Annotated in this window: 25 protein-coding genes; 7 read left to right on the top strand and 18 right to left on the bottom strand. The window is 70.3% G+C overall.

Annotation, left to right across the window (positions count from 1 at the left end; all coding sequences use genetic code 11):
- The 6 genes from VFW24_14540 to VFW24_14515 form a co-directional block, all read right to left on the bottom strand.
- Positions 1 to 528, bottom strand: a 528-nt coding sequence (locus tag VFW24_14540; GenBank protein HEX5267980.1) for a response regulator, incomplete at its 3' end; no start/stop codon positions are given.
- On the bottom strand, positions 516 to 911 hold the full coding sequence (locus tag VFW24_14535) for a TIGR03086 family metal-binding protein (protein ID HEX5267979.1): 396 nt from the start codon (positions 909 to 911) through the stop codon (positions 516 to 518). The genes VFW24_14535 and VFW24_14540, both read right to left, overlap by 13 nt.
- 79 nt (positions 912 to 990) lie before the next feature.
- Positions 991 to 1,494: an ATP-binding protein gene (locus tag VFW24_14530; GenBank protein ID HEX5267978.1), complete on the bottom strand. Its 504-nt coding sequence runs from the start codon at positions 1,492 to 1,494 to the stop codon at positions 991 to 993.
- A complete protein-coding gene (locus VFW24_14525) occupies positions 1,491 to 1,838 on the bottom strand; it encodes a hypothetical protein (protein ID HEX5267977.1) in 348 nt (115 codons plus the stop codon). The genes VFW24_14530 and VFW24_14525 overlap by 4 nt, the downstream gene beginning before the upstream one ends.
- Positions 1,839 to 1,935: 97 nt before the next feature.
- Positions 1,936 to 2,370, bottom strand: a complete 435-nt coding sequence (locus VFW24_14520; protein HEX5267976.1) for an ATP-binding protein — start codon at positions 2,368 to 2,370, stop codon at positions 1,936 to 1,938.
- 2 nt (positions 2,371 to 2,372) lie between these two features.
- The gene (locus VFW24_14515) at positions 2,373 to 3,569 is read right to left on the bottom strand and encodes a diguanylate cyclase (protein HEX5267975.1); all 1,197 of its coding nucleotides are present in this window, start codon (positions 3,567 to 3,569) and stop codon (positions 2,373 to 2,375) included.
- Between the two features lie 341 nt (positions 3,570 to 3,910).
- Between VFW24_14515 and VFW24_14510 the strand changes: the two genes are divergently transcribed.
- Positions 3,911 to 4,588: a GAF and ANTAR domain-containing protein gene (locus tag VFW24_14510; protein HEX5267974.1), complete on the top strand. Its 678-nt coding sequence runs from the start codon at positions 3,911 to 3,913 to the stop codon at positions 4,586 to 4,588.
- Positions 4,589 to 4,777: 189 nt separating this feature from the next.
- The gene (locus tag VFW24_14505; GenBank protein ID HEX5267973.1) at positions 4,778 to 5,305 is read left to right on the top strand and encodes a GAF domain-containing protein; all 528 of its coding nucleotides are present in this window, start codon (positions 4,778 to 4,780) and stop codon (positions 5,303 to 5,305) included.
- A 360-nt stretch (positions 5,306 to 5,665) separates the two neighbouring features.
- On the opposite strand, the gene VFW24_14500 is transcribed toward VFW24_14505, so the two are convergent.
- The 8 genes from VFW24_14500 to VFW24_14465 all read right to left on the bottom strand — a co-directional run bounded on the left by VFW24_14500 (position 5,666) and on the right by VFW24_14465 (position 13,452).
- Positions 5,666 to 6,361, bottom strand: coding sequence for a DUF5666 domain-containing protein (locus tag VFW24_14500; GenBank protein ID HEX5267972.1), 696 nt, complete (start codon positions 6,359 to 6,361; stop codon positions 5,666 to 5,668).
- Between the two features lie 250 nt (positions 6,362 to 6,611).
- The gene (locus VFW24_14495) at positions 6,612 to 7,253 is read right to left on the bottom strand and encodes a dihydrofolate reductase family protein (protein ID HEX5267971.1); all 642 of its coding nucleotides are present in this window, start codon (positions 7,251 to 7,253) and stop codon (positions 6,612 to 6,614) included.
- A gap of 85 nt (positions 7,254 to 7,338) precedes the next feature.
- On the bottom strand, positions 7,339 to 7,842 hold the full coding sequence (locus VFW24_14490; protein HEX5267970.1) for an FtsX-like permease family protein: 504 nt from the start codon (positions 7,840 to 7,842) through the stop codon (positions 7,339 to 7,341).
- A gap of 276 nt (positions 7,843 to 8,118) precedes the next feature.
- Positions 8,119 to 8,316 (bottom strand): hypothetical protein, encoded by a 198-nt coding sequence (locus VFW24_14485; GenBank protein HEX5267969.1) that lies wholly within the window; start codon positions 8,314 to 8,316, stop codon positions 8,119 to 8,121.
- A gap of 1 nt (position 8,317) precedes the next feature.
- Positions 8,318 to 9,631: a hypothetical protein gene (locus VFW24_14480; GenBank protein ID HEX5267968.1), complete on the bottom strand. Its 1,314-nt coding sequence runs from the start codon at positions 9,629 to 9,631 to the stop codon at positions 8,318 to 8,320.
- 251 nt (positions 9,632 to 9,882) lie between these two features.
- Positions 9,883 to 11,151: an amidohydrolase family protein gene (locus tag VFW24_14475; protein HEX5267967.1), complete on the bottom strand. Its 1,269-nt coding sequence runs from the start codon at positions 11,149 to 11,151 to the stop codon at positions 9,883 to 9,885.
- Positions 11,152 to 11,197: 46 nt separating this feature from the next.
- The gene (locus tag VFW24_14470; protein ID HEX5267966.1) at positions 11,198 to 11,998 is read right to left on the bottom strand and encodes a serine hydrolase domain-containing protein; all 801 of its coding nucleotides are present in this window, start codon (positions 11,996 to 11,998) and stop codon (positions 11,198 to 11,200) included.
- 449 nt (positions 11,999 to 12,447) lie between these two features.
- Entirely contained in the window at positions 12,448 to 13,452 is a 1,005-nt protein-coding gene (locus VFW24_14465; GenBank protein ID HEX5267965.1) for an iron-containing redox enzyme family protein, read from the bottom strand.
- Between the two features lie 93 nt (positions 13,453 to 13,545).
- Between VFW24_14465 and VFW24_14460 the strand changes: the two genes are divergently transcribed.
- Both VFW24_14460 and VFW24_14455 read left to right on the top strand, forming a co-directional pair.
- Positions 13,546 to 14,265, top strand: coding sequence for a DNA repair exonuclease (locus VFW24_14460; GenBank protein ID HEX5267964.1), 720 nt, complete (start codon positions 13,546 to 13,548; stop codon positions 14,263 to 14,265).
- 75 nt (positions 14,266 to 14,340) lie between these two features.
- Positions 14,341 to 15,555, top strand: a complete 1,215-nt coding sequence (locus VFW24_14455; protein HEX5267963.1) for a cytochrome P450 — start codon at positions 14,341 to 14,343, stop codon at positions 15,553 to 15,555.
- Between the two features lie 28 nt (positions 15,556 to 15,583).
- Here the strand turns inward: VFW24_14455 and VFW24_14450 are convergent, their stop codons facing one another.
- Positions 15,584 to 16,369, bottom strand: coding sequence for a hypothetical protein (locus VFW24_14450; GenBank protein HEX5267962.1), 786 nt, complete (start codon positions 16,367 to 16,369; stop codon positions 15,584 to 15,586).
- A gap of 97 nt (positions 16,370 to 16,466) precedes the next feature.
- Positions 16,467 to 17,321 carry a DUF2127 domain-containing protein gene (locus VFW24_14445; GenBank protein HEX5267961.1) on the bottom strand — a complete coding sequence of 285 codons (855 nt, stop codon included), beginning with the start codon at positions 17,319 to 17,321 and terminating at the stop codon, positions 16,467 to 16,469.
- A gap of 108 nt (positions 17,322 to 17,429) precedes the next feature.
- Here VFW24_14445 and VFW24_14440 point away from each other — a divergent pair, with 108 nt between their 5' ends.
- On the top strand, positions 17,430 to 17,723 hold the full coding sequence (locus VFW24_14440) for a putative quinol monooxygenase (protein HEX5267960.1): 294 nt from the start codon (positions 17,430 to 17,432) through the stop codon (positions 17,721 to 17,723).
- Between the two features lie 69 nt (positions 17,724 to 17,792).
- Here VFW24_14440 and VFW24_14435 read toward each other — a convergent pair whose 3' ends face one another.
- Positions 17,793 to 19,532: a gamma-glutamyltransferase gene (locus VFW24_14435; GenBank protein ID HEX5267959.1), complete on the bottom strand. Its 1,740-nt coding sequence runs from the start codon at positions 19,530 to 19,532 to the stop codon at positions 17,793 to 17,795.
- A gap of 74 nt (positions 19,533 to 19,606) precedes the next feature.
- Positions 19,607 to 20,911: an alpha/beta hydrolase domain-containing protein gene (locus tag VFW24_14430; protein HEX5267958.1), complete on the bottom strand. Its 1,305-nt coding sequence runs from the start codon at positions 20,909 to 20,911 to the stop codon at positions 19,607 to 19,609.
- 277 nt (positions 20,912 to 21,188) lie between these two features.
- Between VFW24_14430 and VFW24_14425 the strand changes: the two genes are divergently transcribed.
- Both VFW24_14425 and VFW24_14420 read left to right on the top strand, forming a co-directional pair.
- Positions 21,189 to 22,091, top strand: coding sequence for an SDR family oxidoreductase (locus VFW24_14425; protein HEX5267957.1), 903 nt, complete (start codon positions 21,189 to 21,191; stop codon positions 22,089 to 22,091).
- 94 nt (positions 22,092 to 22,185) lie between these two features.
- A partial coding sequence (locus tag VFW24_14420; protein HEX5267956.1) for a xanthine dehydrogenase family protein molybdopterin-binding subunit occupies positions 22,186 to 24,201 on the top strand: 2,016 nt, incomplete at its 3' end.

Genomic DNA, 24,201 nt, shown 5'->3' with positions numbered 1-24,201 from the left:
GGCCCAGCCCCACACTGCCTTCATGAGCTCCCCCCGTCGGAACGCCAGACGGGGGTTGCGCATGAGGAAAACGAGCAGGTCGAGCTCGCGCGGGGTCAGCACCACCGGAGTCCCGCTCAGGTGTACCTCGCGTGCCCCAGCGTCCACGACCAGATCACCCGATCGGAGCAGAGGGGCAGGGGCGCCCCCTGACCCGACAGGCGCACGGGTCCGGTTCAGCACGGCGCGCACCCGCGCCGTCACCTCCCGGGGCGAGAAGGGCTTGGTGACGTAGTCGTCGGCGCCGACATCGAGCCCGCTCACCCGGTCCTCCTCCTCCCCGAGAGCGGTGAGCATCACGACTGGCACCGGCCCCAGGAGCCGCAGTCGACGGAAGACCTCCAGTCCCTCCGTGCCCGGAAGCATCAGGTCGAGCACGACCAGGTCCGGGCGCCGCTCGCGGGCGGCATCGACGGCGGTGGGGCCATCCCCCACCGCCTCCACGTCGTAGCCCTCGCGGACCACATATCGCGTCATCACGTCGAGCACCGTCGGGTCGTCGTCGACGACGAGGGGCGGTGCCCGGCGTGCACCGCGCCGGGTACGGGGCCGTAGGAGACCGCGCATGGCGCGTCGAGCGCTCCCGGGACGTCGAACGCCTCGGCTGCCGCAGCAGCGGAGCGCTCGTAGGCGGCTGACGGGTCGGAGCCGAGGACATCACCGTCGAGACGGTTGCCGACCTCCTCGATCGTCCTGCCGCCGACCAGCTCGACGGCCCACAGGTTGCCGGCCACGATGTGGGTGGTGAGGGCCCGCACGTCCCAGCCCTCGCAGGGTGTAGGCCGCCGCCACCGGCCGGGGCCGATGCCGGAGACGATCTTGCCGGTCGCGTCCAGTGCCCGCCGGTGCAGCGAGTTGAGGGCGTCCATCATTCTCGTCACTGTTCCGGAGCGGAGGGCCGGACGTGCTCGCGGGGCACCGCGGCGGGTAGCGGGGAGCCGTCGGGGCGGTTCAGCCAGACGCCCGTCCCGTCGGCGCGGGCCACGACGAATCCCTCGCGCCAACGCCCATCAAACTGGTTCTGGACGGCCACGACACAGCCAAGGCAGCATCTGAGGGCGGCACCGGCGACATCAGCTGGGCCCGCATGGTCTTGCCCGGTGGGGACGGGTCGATACCCCACACAAAGGACAGCGCATCGACGAGCATCAACCCGCGGCCGCGGAGGGCCTCGACGTCGGTCGGCAGCACGGTCGGGCGTTGGTGTGAGCCGTCGCCGACCGCGATGCGCACCGCGCCGCCCCCCGCCCGGACCGTGAGGTCGATGACCGTCCGGGCGTGAACCACGGCGTTGGTGACCAGCTCGCTGGCAATGCTGTGGGCGTCTTCGAGAAGCGGCTCCTCCCCGACCTCGGCGCAGGCTTTGGACACCGTTCGGCGCGCTTCGCTCGCACTCCCCGGTCCGGCGGCGAGCTTCCGCCTCGTCACAGCCGTCGTGCCAACGACGGCCGTCAAGGCATCAGTGAAGGGGACTCCGACCCGGGCAGATCCTCACGCCCGGATCTCCCAGCGGTGGCCCCTTCGGTCCCCGGACCCTGAGGGCGGGATCCAGGAAGGACGACCACCCGCGAACCGGGCGCGGCGGCGTGCACCATGCGCAGGGCGTCGCTCATCGCCAGCTCTCCGAGGGCGACATGAAAGACGATGAGGACGGGCTGCAGGCGAGCGGCCACCTCGATGGCCGCCCTGGCGGTGGGGGCGAGCTCGACGAGGGGGAAGCGACCGTCGCGGCCCAGGGCGTCCCGGACCAACTGCGCGCTCGACAGGTTCCCGTCGACAATGACCACCGACTCCGGCATCGTCGTCAGGTGTTCGGCGAGGACGAGGGCGACGGCGGGTCGGGTCGTCGGGCTCGCCCGGTCGAACGCGACATCCTCGCCGATTGATCCACCCGCTCTATGACGCCCGCCGTGGCCGCTCGATCGGCAGCGTGACGACGAAGCAGGCGCCGTGGGACTGTCCGGGCATGTACTCCAGCCGGCCGCCGATCGAGTCCACGGTCTCCCGCGCCAGCGCCAGCCCCAGGCCCCGGCCGGTGCTCCCGATCGAGCCGGTGTTCCGGCCCTTGGTGAACTGCTGGAACAGAGTGGCTACGAGATCTTCGGGCACCCCGGACCCGTTGTCCTCGACGCTGAGATGCACATCCTGGCCAACCTGCTCCGACGTGACGGTGATGATCGGCCCGCCGTACCGGTAGGCGTTGGTCAGTAGGTTTACGACGACCCGGGTCAGGCTCGCCCGTTCGGCCGAGACGCTGACGGCCGGCCAGTTCCCCTCGGTCGTGACGATCCGGCCCTCCGGCGTCGGGGCGATCTTCAGGGCGTCGGCCACCACTACGTCCAGTTCACGGGAGCGGCGTCAGGACTCACACGGTTGTGGCGGCGCCCGAGCTCGAGAAGGTCTTCAAGGAGCCGGGCCAGACCGGAGCACTGACGTTCGAGCACAGCGAAGGCGGTATCGAGGTCGGCGTCGGTCATCTGCGCCCGGTTGTCGCGCAGCAGGGTGGCGTAACCGAGGATGGCGGTAAGTGGGTTGAGCAGCTCGTGGGTGGCGAGGGCCAGCACGTTCTCGACGTCGTCGGGCAGGCCAGCCCGCTGTCGGGTTCGGGACCCGTTGGGCGCAATCCCGGCGTGAGGCACCGGCTTGGCTCGCTTCTCCCGGTCGCGCGCCCGATCGGCCCGGTCGACGATCATCCCGGGGCGCGAATGCTCGTCGTCGACCAGGGTCAGCCCGACGTTGAGACTGATCGGTCCCCCGGCGACGGCACTGTCCGGGGAGAGGCTCCGGATCCGCTCGGCGACCAGCTCAGCGGCGGCGGCGTCGGTCACGTCGTCCAAGAGAACGCAGAAATCGTTTCCTCCGTACCGAGCCACAGCGTCCGTAGAGCGCACGACTGCGGTGATCCAGGCCGCCGAGGCCCGGAGGAGCCGGTCGCCGGCCGCGTGGCCCAGGCGGTCGTTGGTTGCTCTCAAGGCGTCCACGTCGATGGAAAGGACGGCGGCCAGACGCTCGGGCTCGCGAAGGCGGCGGTCGACGGCGCGGGCGACCCGGTCGAGGAAGTGGGCCCGGTTGTACAGGCCCGTCAGCGGATCGTGAGTTCTCTGCTCGGAGACGGACTCGGCGCGGGCGCGGGTGTCGGTGACATCGGTCAGGGTGACCACCAGACCGGTGAGGCGGCCCCCGGACCTCTGAGGTGCGGCGGTGATGTGGAGGATCCGGGTGACGAGGTCGCTGCGCCGCACATTCCAGTCGGCGCGGTACATCTCCCCCGAGGCCAGGACCGCCAGGAGAGCGGCCCGCTGGGCGGCGCGGTCAGGCTCCACGATGGCGTCGAGCCATCCCTGGCCCGGCCAGTCGCCCTCGGCCTGGCCGGTCAGGACGCCCCACGTACGGTTGGCGTAGGTGGCCGCCCCGTCGGGCCCGGCCACGATCATTCCGACCGCCAGAAGGTCGGCGGCGGCGGGCAATGCCGATGGACCCGGGGTCGAGTCCGCGCCAGACTGGCCTGAACGCTCCTGGCCGACCGACATCCCCGGTCCCCCTCCTGTATCTCGCACACTCTGGCGGGACCGGGGTCCAGGGGCTCGCATCGGCACGCGTCACGCTACCGGTGCTGCCACTCTAGCCGACCCCCGACCCCCGACCCCCGACCCCGACCCCCGACCCGGCGCACCCGGCCCGCTCGCCCGGCCGGTAGGGTCGTGCTGTTCGGTGTCGCGCCGAGCCCGGGTCCCGTTGTGATCGGGTCCCCGTTGGGGCGCCTCCCTGGTAATGGGAGGAGGCGGCCGTGGCCGATCAGGATCCGATCCCCACCACCGCTTCGGGCCGCCCCGTTCACCGGGGGCGCTGACGGGTGCCCGGGGAGCGCCTCTTGCGCATCCTCGCCCTCCTGGGGGCGGGCGCCGCCCAGGACTCGCCCCCGGTCCGGCTGTGCGAGGTCGCCGCCGAGGTCGTGGCCGTGTCGGGTGCGGGGGTCATGCTCATGGCCGATGACCTGCCTCGGGATTCGGTGTGCAGCTCCAACCCGGTGAGCCAGTTGATCGAGGACCTGCAGTACACCCTGGGCGAGGGCCCCTGCATCGACGCCTACCGCCTGGACCGACCTGTGCTCGAGGTCGACCTGGCCTACCCGGCCGCCCCCCGATGGCTCGCCTTCGCCTCCCCCGCCCTCGCCGCCGGCGCCCGGGCCGTATTCGGCTTCCCGCTGTCGGTGGGGGCCGTGCGCCTCGGTGCCCTCAACCTGTACACCGAGCGGGCCGGGGCCTTGAGCGAGGACCAGCACCGCGATGCCCTGGTCATGGCCGACGTGGCGGCCAGGGCCGTGCTCTGGATGCAGGCTGAGGCACCCGTCGGGACCATGGCCGCGGAGCTGGAAACCGGCTCGAACTTCCACCTTCTCGTGCACCAGGCCGCGGGCATGGTCTCCGCCCAAGCCGACATCAGCGTCACCGAAGCGCTTGTCCGCCTGCGGGCCTACGCCTTCGCCAGTGACCGAGCGCTGGCCGAGGTCGCCACCGACGTGGTGGGCCGACGGCTGCGCTTCGAATGAGCGCCGCCGGCTCCGAGGCGCTGACGAACCACGATGCCGGGCGCAGCTCGGATCCGCCGGTGAGGCCCCGGGCGCAGAATGGTGCTCAGCGGCTCCCTCCGGTCCCGGGAGCGGGGGAGGCCGCGCCGGGGAGGTTGTTGATGCCGGCAGAGCCCAGCATGCCGAGAGGTCCAGCTGGCCCGCACCCTGGTGGAGCTGGCCGACACCCTGGTGGACGACTTCGACGTCGTGGAGCTGTTGAGTCTGCTGGTGGAGCGCTGCGTGCAGATCCTCGGAATCTCCGCCGCCGGGCTCATGCTCGTCTCCCCGGAGAACGACCTGCGCCTGGCCGCCTCCTCCAGCGAGGCCATGCGGGTCCTCGAGCTCTTCGAGCTGCAGTCAGAGGAGGGGCCCTGCCTGGACTGCTACCGCTCCGGCGAGGCGGTTGTGAACGCAGATCTGGCCGTGGTCAACGGCCGCTGGCCGAACTTCGCCCCCGTCGCCATGGAGGCCGGGTTTCGCTCCGTACACGCCCTGCCCATGCGCCTGCGGGGTCAGGTCATCGGCGCCCTCAACCTGTTCCGTGCCGACGCGGGCCAGCTTGGCGACACCGACGTCGTGTGCGGCCAGGCGCTGGCCGACGTGGCTACCATCGCCATCCTCCAGCACCGCGACGCCACGCAGGCCCAGGCCCTCAACGAGCAGCTCAATTACGCCCTCAACAGCCGGGTAGGGTAGTGATCGAACAGGCCAAGGGGGTCCTGTCTGAGCGGGCCGGCCTGGACATGGAGCAGTCCTTCTCGGCGCTGCGCAACTACGCCCGGACCAACAACCGCCGCCTCGCCGAGGTCGCCAGGGCTGTAATCGATCGTACGCTGGACACCGCCACACTCCACCCACCCGCGGGGTAAGCGGCCGGGCTCACGTGCGTGGCGGGATCGGCACCGACCAGTCCCTCGTCGGCGATACTGGCTGGCTCGAGCGACAAGTACCGACATGCGGTTATGCCGGGGTCATGAACGCTTCCGCACGTACCGGGTCCCGGCCGGATGATGGAGCGGCCGGGACCCGGTATGGACCGGGGGGAACTCTGGGCGGTCACGCCTGAGGTCCGGGCACCCCCATCTCCGGCCCGCCGTGGGTCGGGTTGATGGCCACCGACGTGGCGTCAAGCGAGGCGTGGTCGGCGTCGACGGACCCGAAGGCCACGACCGTCCCTCCGTTGCTCAGCGCTGATGCACTCGAGCTGTTGCCGTTGTCGGTGTAGGTGGAGGTCGCCGAGAGGTTGACCGTCCGCCAGAAGCCCTGTTCGTCGACGATCGTCAGCGTGTTTCCGGAGACGCTCTCCACCGTCCCGTGGATGGCCGGGTCCATGATGTCCACCGCCGCCGCCGTCAGGGTTGACGAGGCATTGGTGGACGACTGCGCCGGCCGTACCCTGACGTGCTCCCCGACGGCGAGGGCGGACGCCGTGCTGCTGGCACCGTCCCGGGTGTAGGTCGTCGAGTTGGTCGTGTTGACCGTTTCGGAGCTCCCGCCAGGGGTCTTCACGGTGAACGACTTGGTCCCGAGCGCCGTGATCGACCCTCCGGCACCGCCCCCGCCGGGCCGGTGGCCGCCCGGTCCGTCGGGCCTGAAGTGGCCGCCAGGCGTACCCGAGCTTGCCTGGGTCGACGGGCCCGACCCGCCCGTGGCCGCCGAAGCGACGCCGTAGCCGCCGGCCATGAGCCCGGCCATGAGAGCGGACGCCCCGCCCACCTTGACCGCCCTGTTCCTGAAGAAGCTGCCTGCCATGTTCTTTCGACTCCTCGTGTCCGTGCCTGCACAGCGCAGGCACCAGTCACCTTCGGGCTCGCGCCTCCAGGGGGCTTGGCAGAATCCTTGGAGATCCCGGGGAATCCAATGTGCCGTCGGGGCCTCTGGGTACGCGCTCGAGATGTGGGTGCCGGGCGGCTCAGCGCCAAATGAGCTCTGAGCTGGCCAGCGGGCGCTCGGCCGACCTCCAGGGCCAGCGACGCCACCCGGCACCTCACGGACAACCTCGTCATCGCGTGAACGTGAGGTGGGTGACGCCCCCGGGCGTCGAGACCACCTCCACGTCGTACTGCTGCTCCAACGCCTCCAGCCCGTCCCACAGCCGGACACCGCGGCCGAGCAGGATGGGCACCTGAACTACGTGCAGGTGGTCGACGAGACCGGCGGCGATGAACGCGCGCATCATGGTCGGCCCCCCGCCGATACGGACGTCCTGACCAGCAGCTGCGGCCCGCGCCACCTCGAGTGCATCCGGTGGGGCGGCGTCGAGGAAGTGGAACGTCGTACCGCTCTCCATTTCCAGCGACGGGCGCTGACGGTGGGTCAGGACGTAGGTCGGCGTGTGGAACGGCGGGCTGTCGCCCCACCAGCCGCGCCAATCCGGGTCGTCCTGCCAGCCGGGCGGGCCGAACTTGCCCGCCCCCATGATCTCCGCACCGATCCCGGGTCCGTGCCGATCGGCCATCGCATTATCGACGCCCTGGGAGCCCCCCGGCTCGCCGAGGACCGCGAGGCGCCCGAACCCAGTGGCGAACATCCACTCGTGGAGCCGATGCCCGGCGTGGCCGAACGGCGTGTCGAGGGCCTGCCCCTCACCGGTGGCGAACCCGTCGAGCGAGATCGAGAAGTTGTGGACGCGGACGCGCGACATGGCGGCTCCTTCGGGTGGTGGTCCGTCGGATGGGTTGACCTGCTCCGCGACGAATCTACCGCCCGTCGAATTCGGGCGAGCCCACCTACTCCGCTCGCAGGGTGAGCGCCGGGCTGGTACGCCCCGCGAGCAGACCTGGGCCGGAAGCGATGATGTTGGCCAGGACCATGGTCATGAGGGCGATGAGTACGATCGACCACGGCACGGCTGGCTCCGGGACGACGTAGATCTGCCGGGCAAACACGATCCAGAGCTGTCTCCCGAGGGCAATCCCCAGGGCCACTCCCACGATCAGTCCCACAGCGGCGACGACCGATGCGTGCCACGTGACGGCCGCCACTACCTGGCGGCGTGTGAACCCGAGGGTCTTGAGCAACGCCAGTTCCCGCCGACGGCGCCGGACCGAGCCGAACAGTGCCATCCCCATGGCCACGGCCGCGCCGACCGCGAGACCTCCGGCAAGGACAACCGGTGTGGACCCGGTGGATCCGTAGTTGACGATCTCGGCCGGGCGCCGAACCGTGAGTACCTGGGCCGAGTCACCTGCCGCGTTCGGGTCTGATGCGAACGCCTTGTCGGCGGCGGCCACGATCCGATCCATGTCGGCGCGTCCGGCGCCGGCGCTCACACCAGGTCGGAGTCGGATGAAGACCGTGCCCGGGCCGTTGAGGGTGGGGTCCGGGTTCGAGATCGCCTGCCGGAACGCGGCCGGGAAGCTGGAGAACGGAACCAGTGCACCGACGCCGACGGATGGGTGGTCGGGCAAGCGTCGCCGACGTCGTGATTGCGGGCAATGTTGCGGTACCTACGATTTTCACGGACGTCGGAGGCACGTCCAGCGGAGCGTCAGCCGGGGTCCCGTAGCTCAGCATCGCCGTGTCCCGACATGCTTGTGCATCGCGGCCAGGGTCTCCGGGCCCACCACGACCTGGCTGACGGCCTGGAGGCCGTGGCCGGACAGGATCGGCGGACCGACCTGGGCTCGGACGTCGGTGAGGAACGAGGGCACGGCCTGGCCGTCGAGCTCGATGGTGAGCGCCTGCGCCGGGCTGAAGGCGGCCACGTCAGGATCGCGGGGCGGCGTGATACGCGACCAGGACAGTCACGACGCCCAGGCCACCGACCAGGACAGCGATCCCACCGCCGACGATGGTCCAGTCCACCGCGATGCCCGGGGCGGGGTAGACCCGACGGATCGGTCCGAGGGGGGCGATCGGTGACGCGAGTACCGTCGCCGCGCCGGCGAGGGCCGCGCCTACGAGTACCGCCGCCAGCGTGCCGATCAGCGAGTCCGCCATGTTGACCACAGGACCGGCGCCGAGACCGCGCAGGACGGAGTTGTCCGCTCCCCCGGCGCGCAACAGCCGGGAGATCGATAGGCCGGCGACAGCGAGGACGGCCAGGGCGGCGATGGCACCGAAGGCCCCGAGGGCGATCGACTCTGGTCGAACCGCCCGCTCCACCTTCGCCTCCTCGACCGAGGTGGTGCGGAAGAAGGCCGCGTTCTGGGCCGGAAGGAGCCGGATGATCTCCGCCTCGACCGTCGGTACGTCCCGGGCGGGATTGGCAAGCTGCAGGCCGAACCACGTGCCCTGGGTTCCACCGAATCCCAGCGTCAAGCGGGTCAGGGCCGGAGTAAACAGCACATTGGTGGGGAGCCGATCGGCCTCGTCCTCGATCACCTCGTTGTTGAACACCACGAGGCCGACCAGCCGCGTGTTCAACCGGATCCGGGGTGGCACCGCCGGTGTCCCGAAGCCCGGCTGGGCCGGCTGGTCGGCTCCGTAGAACCCCATCGCCAGGACATCTCCCACGTGCAGCTCCAGCACCCGGGCACCCAGCGCGGTCGTGACGAACTCGTCCCGGCGCGAGGGTTCCGCCATCCGACCGACCACGGGTGTAGCCCGGTCCTCCCGGAAGTACAGGCCGCTCAGACTTCCGGCGGCGTTGAGCTCACCCAGCTTCGAGAAGTCCGGTGCGCCGTTCGCCTTCAGTGGGGTGCCGAAGACCCCCACCCAGGTCTCGACGTGGCGGAGCCGGGGCAGCGCGCCGATCCGGGCGGCCAGCGCCGGCGAGTAGGCGTTGGCCGACGACTGTGGACCGGCGCCGTAGGTGGAGAAGGTGAGGTCCGCCGGGTCGGTCGACGACAGGTACCGCGGATAGGCGGACTGGGTCCGCCTGGCCGCCGCCATCGACGCCATGGCTGTGGCCCCCAGGATGGCGATCAACACGGCCAGCGCCAGGTGCCCGCCCCACCGGCGGCCGCGGGTCGACGAGATCCGGTACCAGGCGACGCGCAAGCCGTCGCTCACGCTCGTCGCGCCCACCAGGCCCAGGGTGCGCCCGCCGTTGGTGTCCCGCAAGCGCACCACCCCCACTGGGGACCGGGTGGCTACCACGTTGCCCCGTCCGCTTCCGCCGGAGCAATGAGGCAATCGCCAGCACCGGCCCAAATGGGACCGGTCGATCCGGGCAGCGATTGGCGTGACCCGAGACCGCTTCGGGGCGCAGGCTTACGAGATCATGCTCGGGGACTGCCTGTGGCACACGTGTATCGCCTGCTCGGGAAGATGGGAGAGCGGGTGTACGTCCTGGCCAGGTGAGCACGCCGCCCTCTCGGCTGCCGGCGTCAGCGCCCGAGCCCGCCGACCGGCGCCCCCTTGCTCCTCTTCCCGTAGGCCCTGGGCGTGGTGTCCACGTCCGAGGCGGTGGCCCGGAGCGCCCCTACCGTGCACTGGTCCCGAGTCCGGTGCTGGAAGGGATCGAAGCTGTAGAAGCGGCAGGCGTTCTGCCAGGTGATGGCGTGGATCTCCTCGTCGGTGCATTGGGCACCCTGGAGGCTCTTCATGATGTCCTCCGGAGCCGTGGGCCAGGTGCAGTCGGAGTGCGGGTAGTCACACTCCCAGGCGATGTTCCCGAGTCCGATCAGATCCCGGTTGCGCAGACCGGTGTAGTCGTCGATGAAGCAGCCGAGCACCCGTCCCTTCCAGAGCTGACTCGGCAGCGTGTCCCCGAAGTCCTGGCCGGTCCACAGATGGTGGCGCTGGTACGTGTAGTCGGCCCGCTCCAGCCAGTAGGGCATCCACCCGATCCCGCCCTCGGCCAGGGCCACCTTCACGGTCGGAAAGGCCCGGAACGCCTTGGACCAGAGCAGCTCCGAGGCGAACACACCGGTGTTGAACGGCATGGTGTGGATGAGGACGTCGAATGGCGACCGGGGCATGAAGGTGGGCGAGCTGCCGAAGTGGAACACCAGCACGCTGTCCGTATCGGCCGCGGCCTGCCAGGCCGGGTACCACTCTTCCCCGTGGTGGTCGGGCAGGTCGTTGAAGCGGTGCGTGTCCGAGTGGAACGAGATGGCGTGACAGCCCTTCTCCGCCACACGGTGGATCTCCGCCGCCATGAACTCGGGTCCGAGCATGAACCCCGACAGGGCCAGGGGAATGAAGCGGCCGGGCGCCGCGCCGCACCACTCCCCGATGTGCCAGTCGTTGTAGGCGCGGATCATGCACTCGGCCAACTCGGTGTCACCGCTCTGGAGGAAGTACTGCCCGCCGAGCCCGGGCCAGGACGAGAAGCACATCGAGCCCAGGACGCCGTTGACGTTCATGTCGCGGACCCGCTCGTGCACGTCCCACGTGCCCGGGCGGACCTCGCTGAAGTTGCCGGGCTCCATACCCCACTCCTCGCGCACCCGGCCCGCCACGGCGTTGAGTCCGAAGCTGTCAACCTGGATCCCCTCGATGAGCCAGGCGTCGGTGCCGTCATCCCGCGTGATGACTCGGGGCACCCGGTCGCGGTAGCGGGCCGGGAAGTGATCGGCGAAGTAATCGCTCATCGATGGAGGCTCGACCAGGTGGTCGTCGACGCTGACCAGGATCATGTCCTCTACCTGCATGACAGCCCCCTCTTCCTCGCCCGCCGCAATCGTAGGTCGAGGCCGCTCAGTCGGCCGCGCAGACCCAGGCGAGGCTGGACAGGGCAACCCCACGCCGGGCCACGCGGATGGTGTGAGCGTCGACGCCGTTGGTCAGGTAGGCGAACGAGATGCCCGAGTCCGGATCCGCCCAGGCGACCTGGCCGGCCGCCCCCCCGTGGCCGAAGCTGCGGGGGCCCGCCGTGCGGCCGAAGCCTCGCTCGGCGGCTTTTCCGTCCCCACCGGCCACGACCAGGCCGAGGCTCCGGCCGGCCGGCGTGGCGAAGACCGGATCGGGCAGGTTCACGCGCACGTTGCCGGTGGCGTCCGCCAGGGCGGCCTGGTCCCAGAGTCCGTCGGGATTGTGGAGCAGGGACTGGTAGAAGAGCGCCAGATCGGCGGCCGACGCGACGCCCCCGCCCCGGGGGACGCCAACGGCGCGGGTGTCCGGATCGTTGAAGCCGACGAGGGCGTCGTCGGTTACCTCCGTGGCGGGTATCTCCTGTATGCCGAGCACCGCCTCGAGCTCGTCGGGACTGGGTGGCTCACCGGTCTTGGTCAGTTCGGTTATGTCCCCCTGGCATCCTTGGTCACCCCGAGCTGGAACCGGCCCAGTCCGAGCGGCTCCATGATCCGCGAGGCGATGAACCGGCGGTAGTCCTGGCCGGCCGCCTCTTCGATCATGTGGGCGACGACCGAGTGGGCCGAGGTCGGGTGGTACCAGAAGCGGGAGCCGGCCGGTATTCGGTCCGCCAGCGGGCGAATCGGGCCAGTCGTGCCTCCTTCGACGACCACTCGGCGGCTCCCAGAGGCGCGTTCGGAAACCCACCCGTGTGGGTCAGCAGGTGCTCCAGAGTGATGGTGTCTTTTTCCGTTCGATCCGAAACTCGGGGACCAAGTCGACGGCGCGCATTCCCGTGTGCAGCTTCCCCTCACCCATGAGCAGCCACGCGCCGCGCCCACGACCGCCTTGGTGCACGAGAAGATGGTGTAGCGAGCCGTCTCATCGGCGTCCCCCAGTGTCTCGAACAGGCCCAGCTGGCCGTGACGGGCGACCGCCACCTGGCAGGAGGGCAGAAGTCCCTGGTCCACCTCCCGACGTACCCGGTCGACGAGCGCCCCCAGCCGCTGGGGGTCGAGGCCGACCCGACTCGGATTGGACACTGTGACGGAGCTGGTCATCAGCCTTCCCCCTCGCGACGGCACCCACAACGACCCTAGAGGAGTCGGGGCGCGGGATGCCGTTGTGTGATGACGATTCCGGCTCTTGGACCCGGATCAGCCCTCGATGGCCCGCAGCGACGACCGCCCGGCGCACCAGGACCCGAGGACCAGGCCGGTGAACCGGCTCTCGAGCAGGGTCAGGGCGCGGGCCCCGAACACCATCTCACCGGCCAGCTCGGGTTCGTCCTGGAGCATCCGCCCGATCAGTTCCTCCACGGCGATCTCGCCGTGCCTGGCGTCGACGGCCACGTGCACGTCGAAGTACCGGCGAGCCTCGGGCCCGTATCCGAGCCGGGCCAACGCCCGGCTGTAGCTGGACATCGGACCGACGGAGGTCATCTCGAAAAGCGCCAGATGACCCACCAGGGCACCCAACAGACGTCTGTGCAGCCCGAACATCGAGACGACGTTCACTGCCGCCAGGGTGACCGCCGGCAGCAGGTCGAGGTAGGCGCCGTACCGGGGATCGAGGTCCAGCTGCCGCATGGTCTCGGCGAACAGCGCCGAGTGCATGTCCACGGGATCACCGGCTCCGTACTCGTCGTACTGGAGAGAGGTGAGGGTCACCTTGGCCGGCCCGGCCAGCCGGGGAATGGCCCAACTGTGGGGATCGGCCTCCTTGAGCTGCCAGGCCGAGCGATGGATGCACAGCTCCCGGAAGTTCCCGGCGGTGCCGTCCGACTCCACGAAGGCCGAAAGGGATGGCCCCTCCTCCTCGCCGGCGAGGCGCCGCAGCTCGCGCTGGGCGTCCACACCTCCGGTCGGCCCGGTCAGCTGGCGCAGCGCTGTCTCGAAGGGTCGCTCCAACGAGCGGCGAAGCGAGAGGAGGCCCGGGTCCCACTCCCATCCGGCATCGACCCCGGCAAAGCCGCGGTAGCCCAGCTCGTAGCAGGTGTACAGCGCGAGGTGCAGGTCCTCATCCGCCAGTGGATCGGCGCACCGACCGCTGAACGGCGGGAGCGCCGACCCTGGAGCACCGACGAGCGCCTCGAGCAACCCGTCGGTAACCGGACCGCGGGGAGAGGGTAGGGCGGGATGGGTGACGAGCGACTCCGGCATGGCGGGAGGTCCATATCCACTGGGGGACCGGGCCAATCCGGCCGTCACCTACGCTGGCCGGGCGATGCCGGCAGCCTTGGGACCCACCCGTCCATGAGACGTCCCTCTCGGGACCTGCGACTGCTGCACGCCTCGGACTGCCATCTCGGCTCCGGGCCCGGTCCGACCGGCAAAGAGGACGCCTTCGCCGCCCTGATCGACCTGGCTGCGTCGACGCGGGTGGACGCCTTGCTGATCGCCGGCGACCTGTTCGACACCCCGCGAGCTGGCGATGAGATTCTCGATTGGACGGCGGGGCAGCTGACTCGGGCCCCTTGCCCGGTCGTGGTCCTGCCGGGCAACCACGACTGGTACGAGGACGAGTCCCCCTTTCTCCGGTTCGACTTCGAGCAGGGTTGTCCGAACGTGCACGTGCTCGACGAAGCCGATGGTGAGCTGGTCGTGCTGGCGGATCTCGATGCCGCCTTCTTCGGTCGGCCGGTGCGCGACCACACGTCCTCGTTCCGTCCGATCGCCGACCTTCCGGCCCGGCCCGACGTGGGATGGTGCATCGTGATGGGCCACGGGCTCGTCGTCGACAGTGACCATCCGACGAACCGTGGCTCGCCCATCTACCCGAGCGATCTCGCCGACGTCGACTGGGACTATGTGGCCCTCGGCCACCTGGGCAGGTACCGCCAGGTCCAAGCCGAGCCGGTGCCCGTCGTCTACGCGGGCGACACGGCGTGCTCCCACGACGGCCGGCCCGGCGCCGTAATCGTCGACCTGTCGCCGACCCGGGGCGTGACCCCGACCTGGACCGCACTCAGCTGAAGGACCGGTGCGGCCCTGGGTCCGCCGTGACCGGGCCGACCAGGGCAGAATTGCCCCGAGCCTGGAGGTGGGGAGATGGCGACGTCGGTCTACGAGCTGGAGCTGCCGGAGCTGGACATGATGGAGCCCAGCGGCCGGGACCAGGCCCGAGCCGAGATCGCCGCGGCCAGGGACCGGCACTGGCTGGCTCGGAACCCGATGGGCTTCGTCGTCACCACGTACGAGGACGTAGCGGCGATTCTCCGCGACCGACGGTTCCATTCGGCGTTCTCGATGCTGGCCGAGATGTCCGGTCTGGAGGACGACGAGTACTTCCAGAGCCGGCGGCGGTCGATCCTGGCTCTGGAGGGGGAGGAGCACGCCAGGCTGCGCCGGCTGGTGGCCCCCGCCTTCACGCCCCGATCGGCCGACCGGATGCGGCCGTTCATGAGGGAGGTGGTGACCGAGCTGGTCGACGGCTTCGCCGCCCGGGGCCACTGCGAGCTGGTGGCCGACCTGTGCGAGGCCTACCCCATACCGATCATCTGCCAGCTGTTGGGTGCGCCGCGGGAGGACTGGAAGCTGTTCTCCGCTTGGGCCACCGATATCTTCCGGGTCTTCAACGGCAACTTCGTCGAGGACCTGGCCACGATCAAGAAGGCGTCGGCGGAGCTGGACGCCTACGTCGGGGACCTGATCGAGATGCGCCGGGCGCAGCCCGCTGACGATCTTCTGTCCGACCTGATCGCGGTCGAAGAAGGTGGCGACCGCCTTTCCGGCGAGGAGCTGGTCATGCTGGCCGAGGCGGTATTGATGGCCGGCACCGATACCACCCGCAACCAGCTGGCCTGCAGCGTGGCCCTACTGGCCGACCGGCCCGACCAGTGGCGGGCGCTGGCCCAACAGCCCGGTCTGGCCGCTACCTCGGTGGAGGAAACCATGCGGTTCCTCGGGGCGGTCCGGGGGACGTCCCGGTTCGCCTCTGAGGACATCGTCTACCGCGACGTCCTCTTCCCCGCCGGGACCATGGTCGGTCTGTCGATGGTCGGCGCCAACTTCGACCCCCAGGTCTGGGACGGGCCCGACCGGCTGGACCTAGCCCGGACCACCAAGGCCCAACAGATGACCTTCGGGTCGGGCCTGCACTACTGCCTGGGCGCCTCGCTGGCCCGGGCGGAGCTCCAGGAGGCCCTGCCCATCCTGGCCACGCGGATGCCGAATCTGTCCTTGGCGGGCCCGGTGGAGTGGAAGCCCGACAACGTCGGGATCTGGGGTCCGGCCCGCCTCCCCCTCCGCTTCGACCCGAGCTAAGGAATGAGCCGGGTCGTCACGGTCTGCATCAGGGCCGGCCGGCCGCGCCGACCTCCTGCGGACGCTGGATGTCCGGACGGGCCGCAGCGAGGTACGCGACAAAGGCCAGGACGGCCAGGGCAAAGCCGAAGGCGGTGAGGCCGGGGCTGTAGCCGATGCCGCTGAGGGTGCGGGGCTTGTTGATGTAGTCGGCGAAGGATGCCCCCAGAGGCCGCGTGACCACGTAGGACATCCAGAAGGCGGCGACGCTGTTCAATCCGAGGCCCTTCCACGCTCCGGCCGGAAGGAGGATGACGACGCCGAAGAGGACTCCCGAGGCCAGATAGCCCATGCTGAGGGAGGCGGCGGTGTAGTCACCCAGGGCGGTACCGAGGGCAAAGGTGGCGAAGACGGTGGCCCAGTAGAACGCCTCCCGGCGCTGGGTGACGACGCTGTGGATCGACAGCGTGCCCTCGCTGCGCTGCCAGACCAGAAAGACCGCCGCCAGGACGATCGCCCAGAGAACGGCGGTTCCTCCGTAGGGGATGTGGACGTCGAGATGGAGGAAGTCGGAGACACCGGTTCCGAAGACCGCGATGGCATAGGCCAGGAACCAATAGGCAAAGGCCTGGTACCGGCGGGTGGAGAACTGCCAGACCAGCCCCACTACGAAAAGGGATGCCTCGATCCCGGCGGCGCCGAGGTTGCCGTAGGCCTTGAGGTAGTCGGACGTCGCCTCCCCGCCCGCGGTGGTGAGGATCTTGACGACCCAGAAGAGGAAGACGACCTCGGGGACCTTTGCCGCTCTGGGCGTTGGGAAGAGACGACCGATCACCGGGACCTGCCCGGTGGCGGTCCGGACGCGCCCACCGGGTAACAACGTGGATCGGCCCCGACCCTCAGCGGGTGGCACCGGTTCTCTGGTCCGGGGATCAGACAAGGCGCGGGCTCCCCGCCGGAGTCGCCCGGTCGATGGCCTCCCAGCTGACATCGCGGCGACGCTCCTCGCTCTCGGCCCGTCCTCCGCCCCGCAGCCCGAACAGACGCTTGGCGAGCAGGAGGTAGACGGCGATGAGGACATTGACGATCAGGGTGACGACCTTGAGCACGCTGACTCGACTGCTCAACTCGTAGACCTCGATCGGCACGAGGAGAATCGTGGCGACGAAGGTCAGGTACTCGGCCCACCGCCTGCCGAACCACAGCCCGACACCTTCCACGGCCTCGAGCACGGCGTAGGCGCTGACGACACCGCCGGCCTCGTACAGGTGCGACGAGCGGACGGAGAACAGCCTTCTCAGCTCGTTCACCAGCCCGCTCCCCGTGTCGCTCCCGGACGGGGCCAGGCCGCCCTGAAAGTCCGTGACTATGCGCACGAAGTACCGGTGCCAGGCATCCTCGTGACTGGCGAAGACGAAGAGCAGGACGGCCAAGGTCGCCAACACGACCACGTGAACGGCGCGGTCCAGGGCGATGAGCCTCAGGACCCAGCGGTCGCGTAATGGGCGACCCCGGAGCGGCAGCGTGATCTCCGAGCGGTCCGGGACCGTCGGCCGTGCCGGGTGCGCCGGCGGCACGCCCGGGAGCCAGGCGTCACAACGCAGGCACCGGTTCCAGCGCAAGCCGTCGAACTCGCGCACGAGGGCCGCATCTTCGGGGCGGACCTGGGCGACACCGGCGCCGACCAGGACATGCCCACCCACTCCGCAGCTCATGAGCTCGTAGTGGACACCACGACGGGGCTGGGTCCCGGGGAGCGCCGGCAGGCCCTCGACTTCTGTGGTCACGGGTGACTCCCCTATCCGGGCCTGGGCGGGTGGACCCGCTCACCGGCGGTCTCCGCCGGGCGGCCGACGGTCGGGCGGCGGTGCATCGGGCAAGATTAGGCTCGGCTGATGCTCCTGGTAGGCGGGACGTTCGAGGTTGATCCGGTAGATCGCGACGCGTTCATCGCGGCGCGGCATGACTCGATGCGCGCGTCTCGCAGCGAGCCGGGCTGCCTCGAATACACGATCGCCCCCGATCCGATCGATCCCGGGCGCATCATCCTCTTCGAACGGTGGGACAACCAGGAGGCTCTGGACACTCACCTGGCTGCTATCCGGCAGGGACCCCAGCCGTCGGCGCCGGCGCCCAAGGCGGCGTCGATCGTGATCTACGAGGTCGCGGGAGAGCGGAGACTCGTCTGACCCGGTGCCGGGCGTGGCAGCACCGCAGATGACCGCCCGCGGCTTGGTGACGGTTCGCGAGGGTGGCCCTTATCGACCGAGCGCGTAGGCGGCCCGGCGAGGGTCGGCTCCCGCCCGCAGGGTGAGACGTCCGTCCCCATCCGATTGGGGGGCCTGGCGGATCATCCCGACCGAGCCGGCCTCGAACTCGAACGGCGGCCAGACCCGTACGTCGTGGCCGCGGGCGGCCAGAGCCTCGAGAGTCGGCTCGGGAACCCGGCTCTCGACCGCCACCGTGCCTTCGGGGTGATGGTGCGGGTAGAACGAATCGGGGAAGGCCAGGGAGATGGCCCGAGGGGCTTCCACCGCCTGCTGCTCGGTCATCCCGAACACTGCCACGTTCAATAGGGATTGCAGCATGGCCTGCAGGATCATGTCCCCGCCGGGACAGGTGACGGGCCAGACCAGTCCTCTCGTGTCGAGAGCGATGGCCGGTGACGGCGTCACCCGCGGCCGCCGCCGGGGTCCGAGGCAGGCCGGATGCCCGGCCACGGTGCGGCTCTGCACGCCCCGGCCCGACACCGCCACCCCGAGCCCGGGGACGATCGGGCTCATGGCCAGAGGATCGCTGGGTGCCGAGGCAAAGGCGTTGCCCGCGCCGTCCACCACCGTGACCTGGGTCGTCGACACGACGCCGTCGGCAGGATGGCGAACGGTGTAGAGATCCGGCAGGACCCGGTCCTCGGTTATCAGGGATGCCAGTTCGGCGGCATGGGCGTCGGACAGGAGAAGCTCCATGTCGGCCCCTCCCCCGTCTCCGTAGTGGCGCTCGCGGTCGGAGAAGGCCAGCTTCACCGCCTCGATGAGTAGATGGAGGTACGCGGCCGAGTTGTGGCCGGCTGCGGCCAGATCGAACCGGCCGAGGATGCCGAGGGCCTGCAGTAGGGCGGGCCCCTGGGACCACGTCACGGGCGTGGTGTGCACGGTCAGGTCCCCGAGCGCCGGGAACGACCGGCCGGGCGCGGGCGCCACCTCGGCCCGGAACCCGGCCAGGTCCTCGACGGTGAGGAAGCCTCCTCCGGCGGTGACGAAGGTGGCCAGCGTGCGGGCCACCTCTCCGTCGTAGAACGCCCGGCGCGCGCCGTCGATGGCCGCCCGCCGGCGCTCGGGCGAGGTCCCGCCACCCCCCGACCGCAACTCTCCCGCCTCTGCGTCGGCGAGCCGCTGCAGGAGCCGCCCGAGGTCGGCCTGGACCAGACGGTCGCCCGGTCGGGCCCGCCGGCCGTCCGGGCAGTACACCGCGGCGGAGGAGGGCCACTGCTCGTACACCCAGGCGAACATGTCCAGGGCCGTGGCAACGGTCGCATCGAGGACGAAGCCCTCGGCGGCCAGCTCGATCGCGGGCGCAACCACGTCGGCAAAGGACCACGTCCCGAACCGCTCCAGCGCCGAGAGCCATCCGGCCAGGGCCCCGGGAACGATGCACGCCCCAAGCCCCGGCGGCATCTCTCTGCCGTGGCGCGCCAGGTACGCCTCCAGGGTGGCGGTCGAGGACCAGCGACCGATCCCCGCCACGCTCATCACGTCGGGGGACCCGGCCGGACGGACAAGGATGGGAGCGATCCCGCCGAGGTTGCACATGTCGACCTGCACGACGTTGGTGGCCAGACCCGCTGCCACCCCGGCGTCGACGGCGTTGCCCCCGGCCTCGAGGACCCGCCCCGCCACCTGCACCGTGAGGGGGTGCCCGGTGACGGCCATCCAGCGGTCCCCGACCAGCGTGGGGCGCAGGCTCTCCGACGGGGGGAGGCCGCGGGGACCGGGCTGCATCGCCCGCTGACGTTAGCGGCGGGCCGGCATCCGCCGAAGGGTGCCGCCTCGTGCCCGCCCCGGCCCGGCGAGGGTCAGGACGGGAACTTGACCAGCCCGGCCTGGCGAAGCAGGCCGGCCCGGTCGGCGGGAAGGATGTAACCGGCGGAGATGGCCCGGTCCAGGCTCGTCTTGTACCGGGCCAGGTAACCGGCTCTGGTCCCGTAGAGCTCGGCCAGGCGGGAGGCGGGGAACGGAGTCGTCGACCCGAACAGGGCACAGATGACGCTGGTCCCTGCCGGGGCAATGCCGCTCAGTGTCGATACCGGGACGTCCACGGCCGGAGTGCGCACACCACCGATCGCGTTGCCCTCGGGGTCCCGGGCGAGGCTGGCCGGATTCACGCTCGTCAACCGGATCGGCGGCGGGGAAGGGGGCGGACGGCCCGAGACCACCCACCGGCCGAAGGCGGCGAACGCGGCTTGGACCACTACATGTTGGGGGCCGATGTTGATCGGCTCGGGGCAACCGAGTTGGCTGGCGAAGCCGCCGACTATGTACGAGTCGGCATGCGAGGTGCCGGCCACCTCCCACACGCGGATCCGGGACGTGTCCGGCTGCACGGCCGAGGCGTAACCGAGCCGGGCAAGGTCGGTCTCGGTCTCGAACATGAAGACGGGCACCCTGAGGTCGGTGCGGATCCGCTGTCCCGACGGAAGCCCTCCGCTGGCGACGGACCCGCCGGTGAGGCTTGCTCCCGCGCCGCCGCGGCTGTGGATGAAGATGCCGTCGAAGGCTCCGGTGAGGGGCTGCAGGGCGTTGGCGAAGGTGGTGAGGAAGAACGCCGACTGCGACTCCCCGACCGCCACGATGTGCCGGGGTCTGAGCCGGCCGAGGACGGAGACGCTGCTCGGGAGCCGCAGCGCCCGGCCGATCTGGGCGTACAGGTCGAACGAGTACTGATCCGCGGGGTGGTGGAGCGAGGCGTACCTGAGCGGCTCGCTGCTGGCCAGACCACCTCCGGACCCGGTCCCCAGGAGGGAGCTGCCGCCGTTGACGCCCAGGGCCTGGGCCGACACGCCAACGTAGGCGAACCCGCCGGAGGTCAACTCGGGGTTGAGGTAGTCCCAATCGGGGCTCGACTCTCCCGCCGATTCGTTCAGCCACTCGACCGCGACGGTGCCGTTGAACTGCTTCGGGTCACGCGGCCGGCGCACGATGATCCGGGTCCGGTACGGGGCCGCGGTGGTGGGAGCGACCGTCCACCGCCCGTTGGCCGGGGTCGAGGTGGCCTCGAAGGCCGACGCGGTGCCGGAGGCGAAGAACTCCTGCTCCTCGTAAGCGGCGGGCAGGTTGATCGTGAACCCGGATTCCGGCTCGATCACGTGTCCGGCGGTCACGGGGCCGGACAGCGTGGAGGCCCCGCCGTAGAGAGGGTTGGAGCTGGATCCGACGGTTGGAGCGGAGGCGGCGGGGCCGGGCGGGTGGGAGGTGCTGCAGGCCGGAATGGACGTCGCCAACGCACTCACCAGCGCGACCGATCGGACCGCCCGCCCCTTCCCCTTCATCTCGACCGTCCCATGGGACGCGGAGACTAGGACGCCTAGGATCCCCGGACGAGGTGGTCACCCTCGTAGGGGCGGAGAGCCGCCGGGACCTTCAAGAAGCGGAGCGGTCATGAACACACTGGACGGACGGGTTGCTGTGGTGACGGGGGCCGGTCGGGGGATCGGGCGCGAGCACGCCCTCCTCTTCGCCGCCGAGGGCGCCAAGGTGGTCGTCAACGACCTCGGGGGCAACGCCGACGGGACCGGTGCGGATGCCTCGCCCGCCCAGCAGGTGGTCGACGAGATCAAGGCGGCGGGAGGGGAGGCGGTCGCCAACCACGACGACGTCGCGTCGTGGGAGGGTGCGCAGCGGCTGATCAACACCGCGGTGGAGACTTTCGGGGATCTGCACGTGCTCGTGAACAATGCCGGGATCCTCCGCGACCGGATGCTGGTGAACATGACCGAGGAGGAATGGGACGCGGTGATCCACGTCCACCTCAAGGGTCACTTCTGCCCCACCCGGTGGGCGGCGGCCTACTGGAGGGAGCGCAGCAAGGAAGGAGCCGAGGTCAAGGCCTCGGTGATCAACACCTCGTCCACGTCGGGGTTGTTCGGCAACCCCGGCCAGGCCAACTACGGCGCCGCCAAGATGGGTCTCGGTGCCTTCACGATCATCACGGCCCGAGAGCTTCAGCGCTACGGGGTGAGGGTGAACGCCATTGCCCCCGCCGCCCGGACCCGGCTGACCGCCGCCCTGGGCGGAGGGACCAGTGAGGCGCCCCCGCCCGACCAGTTCGACCAGATGGACCCGGCCAACGTGTCCCCGTTCGTGGCTTACCTCGGGACGGCCGACTGCCCCATCACGGGGCGGGTATTCCTCGTGTGGGGCGGAAACGTCCAGCTCTTCCAGCCCTGGGCCATCGTCGATCAGATCGAGAAGGAAGGGCGCTGGACGATCGAGGAGCTGGCCAAGGAGGGCCAGCGGCTGGCGGAGTTCCCGTTCCAGTTGAACAGCCCCTTCGCCCTCTGAGTCGCAAGTGTCGGGAGGCGGGACGTCGGGGTCGTCGGGACCGACGCCAGCGACGACCACATCACCGGCGGCCGCCCGGTTCATCGGTCAGTCCGTGCGGCGCAAGGAGGACCCCCGCCTCCTGACCGGGCACGGGCGCTACGTCGACGACGTCGAGGTGCCCCGGATGCTGCACGCCGCCTTCCTGCGCAGTGAGGTGGCGCGGGCCCGGATCACCGGCATCGACGTGTCCGCTGCGACCGCGCTTCCCGGCGTCACGGCCGTGTTCACCGGAGCCCGGCTCAACCCGGAGGCCGGGCCGGCCTGGCACGCCATGCTCGGGGGAGACACGGGGGCGGTCCCGTTCCGGGTGCTGGCGGACCACGACGTCCGGTTCGTGGGGGACCCGATAGCCCTGGTGGTAGCCGGCTCCCGCTACATCGCCGAGGACGCCTGCGAGCTGATCGAGATCGACCTCGATGTTCAGCCGGCGATGGTCGACTACGTGTCGGCGCCGGGCGCTACCGATGTCGTGGTCCATCCGGAGAAGGGCACCAATGCCATGATGGCGGTGCCGTTCATGGCCCTGTCTCCCGACCTGGACGAGGCGTTCTCCACCGCCGCCCACGTCGTCGAGGAGACCATCGTGCAGCACAGGTACCTACCCGTGCCGATGGAGGGACGGGGTCTGATCGCCTCGTGGGACTCCGGGACCTCGGAGATCGACGTGGTCTGCTCCAACCAGTCGGTTCACGAGGCGCGCAGCTACCTGGCGCGTCTGCTCGGCGTCCCCGAGTCCTCCGTCCGCGTCCATGTGCGCGATGTCGGAGGCGCGTTCGGCCAGAAGATGTTCATGGCGAGGGAAGAGTCGGCCGTCGCTCTGGCGTCGAGGCTGCTGGGCCGGCCAGTGAAGTGGATCGAGGACCGGCGGGAGAACCTGATAGCGGCGCCCCATGCCCGGAACGAGACGGCCCGGGTCCGTATGGCCCTCGATTCCGACGGTGTGATCCAGGCGATCACCGCCGACAACATCAGTGATCTCGGCGCCTACGCCGTGTGTCCAGCCGGTATGGACCCCACTCTTCTCACCGGTCCGTACAAGGTGCCGCGTCTGGGCTTCGGCATGACCATGGCCTTCAGCAACACCATGGGCAAGGGCGCATACCGCGGTCCCTGGATGTTCGAGACCACAGCCCGGGAGATGATGGTCGACCTGGCCGCCCGGCAGATCGGACTGGATCCGCTCGAGCTGCGCCGTCGCAACATCATCCGCCCAGAGGATCTGCCGTGGACCAACCCGGCCGGGCGCACCTTCGAGGAGGTGACGCCCTCGGAGACCCTCGAGCAGGCGGTGGAGCTGCTCGACATCGTCGCCTTCCGGCGTGAGCAGGCGGCCGCCCGGCCCGAGGGCCGCTACCTGGGCGTCGGCTTCAGCGCCTACATCGAGCCTTCCTCGATGGCCAGCAGCACGCTGTACACCGAAGGAGCCACCGTGCGGGTAGAGCCAGGGGGGAGGGTCACCGCCTTCCTCGGGACCACGTCCCACGGCCAGAGCATCGAGACGACCATGGCCCAGGTGGTGGCGGACAACCTCGGGGTCGACATCGCCGACGTCACCATCGTGCAGGCCGACAGCGGGTCCACCCCCTACGGTCCGGGCACAGGCGGCAGCCGGACGGCGGTGATCGCCGGGGGAGCCGCCCGGGCCGCTGCCCTCGAGGTACGGGAGAAGGTGGTGCGGGTGGTGGCCCAGGCCATGGAGGCGTCACCCGGCGACCTGGAGGTGAGCCAGGGCGTCGTGTCGGTGAAGGGCACGCCGGCGCGGTCCATGACGCTGGCCGAGGTGGCCCGGCTGGTGTACGTCGACCCCGGCGGGGTGGACGTGGGCCAGGACGCCGGTCTGGAGGCCACCGTGCGGTTCCGGCCCGGGAAGTTCCCCACGTACTCCAATGCCACCCACGCCTGCGTGGTCGAGATCGACGGGCAGACCTGGATCCCCCGGATCAGGCGGTTCATCGTCAGCGAGGACTGCGGCCGGATGATCAACCCCATGGTCGTCGAGGGTCAGATCTTCGGCGGTGTGGCCCAGGGCATGGGCGGGGTGCTCTTGGAGCACTTCATCTACGACGAC

The organism is Acidimicrobiales bacterium, from assembly GCA_036273495.1.
GTDB lineage: Bacteria > Actinomycetota > Acidimicrobiia > Acidimicrobiales > JAJPHE01 > DASSEU01.
Note: the sequence above shows the minus strand (reverse complement) of the source record. Positions and strands in the feature narration are given on the sequence as shown.

Coding starts and splice junctions, on each gene's coding strand:
- VFW24_14440 (HEX5267960.1), top strand. CDS start 17,430: ATGCTCCTGGTAGGCGGGACGTTCGAGGTTGATCCGGTAGATCGCGAC.
- VFW24_14460 (HEX5267964.1), top strand. CDS start 13,546: ATGAGACGTCCCTCTCGGGACCTGCGACTGCTGCACGCCTCGGACTGC.
- VFW24_14515 (HEX5267975.1), bottom strand. CDS start 3,569: ATGTCGGTCGGCCAGGAGCGTTCAGGCCAGTCTGGCGCGGACTCGACC.
- VFW24_14435 (HEX5267959.1), bottom strand. CDS start 19,532: ATGCAGCCCGGTCCCCGCGGCCTCCCCCCGTCGGAGAGCCTGCGCCCC.
- VFW24_14535 (HEX5267979.1), bottom strand. CDS start 911: ATGATGGACGCCCTCAACTCGCTGCACCGGCGGGCACTGGACGCGACC.
- VFW24_14525 (HEX5267977.1), bottom strand. CDS start 1,838: ATGCCGGAGTCGGTGGTCATTGTCGACGGGAACCTGTCGAGCGCGCAG.
- VFW24_14495 (HEX5267971.1), bottom strand. CDS start 7,253: ATGTCGCGCGTCCGCGTCCACAACTTCTCGATCTCGCTCGACGGGTTC.
- VFW24_14465 (HEX5267965.1), bottom strand. CDS start 13,452: ATGCCGGAGTCGCTCGTCACCCATCCCGCCCTACCCTCTCCCCGCGGT.
- VFW24_14425 (HEX5267957.1), top strand. CDS start 21,189: ATGAACACACTGGACGGACGGGTTGCTGTGGTGACGGGGGCCGGTCGG.
- VFW24_14455 (HEX5267963.1), top strand. CDS start 14,341: ATGGCGACGTCGGTCTACGAGCTGGAGCTGCCGGAGCTGGACATGATG.
- VFW24_14500 (HEX5267972.1), bottom strand. CDS start 6,361: ATGGCAGGCAGCTTCTTCAGGAACAGGGCGGTCAAGGTGGGCGGGGCG.
- VFW24_14475 (HEX5267967.1), bottom strand. CDS start 11,151: ATGCAGGTAGAGGACATGATCCTGGTCAGCGTCGACGACCACCTGGTC.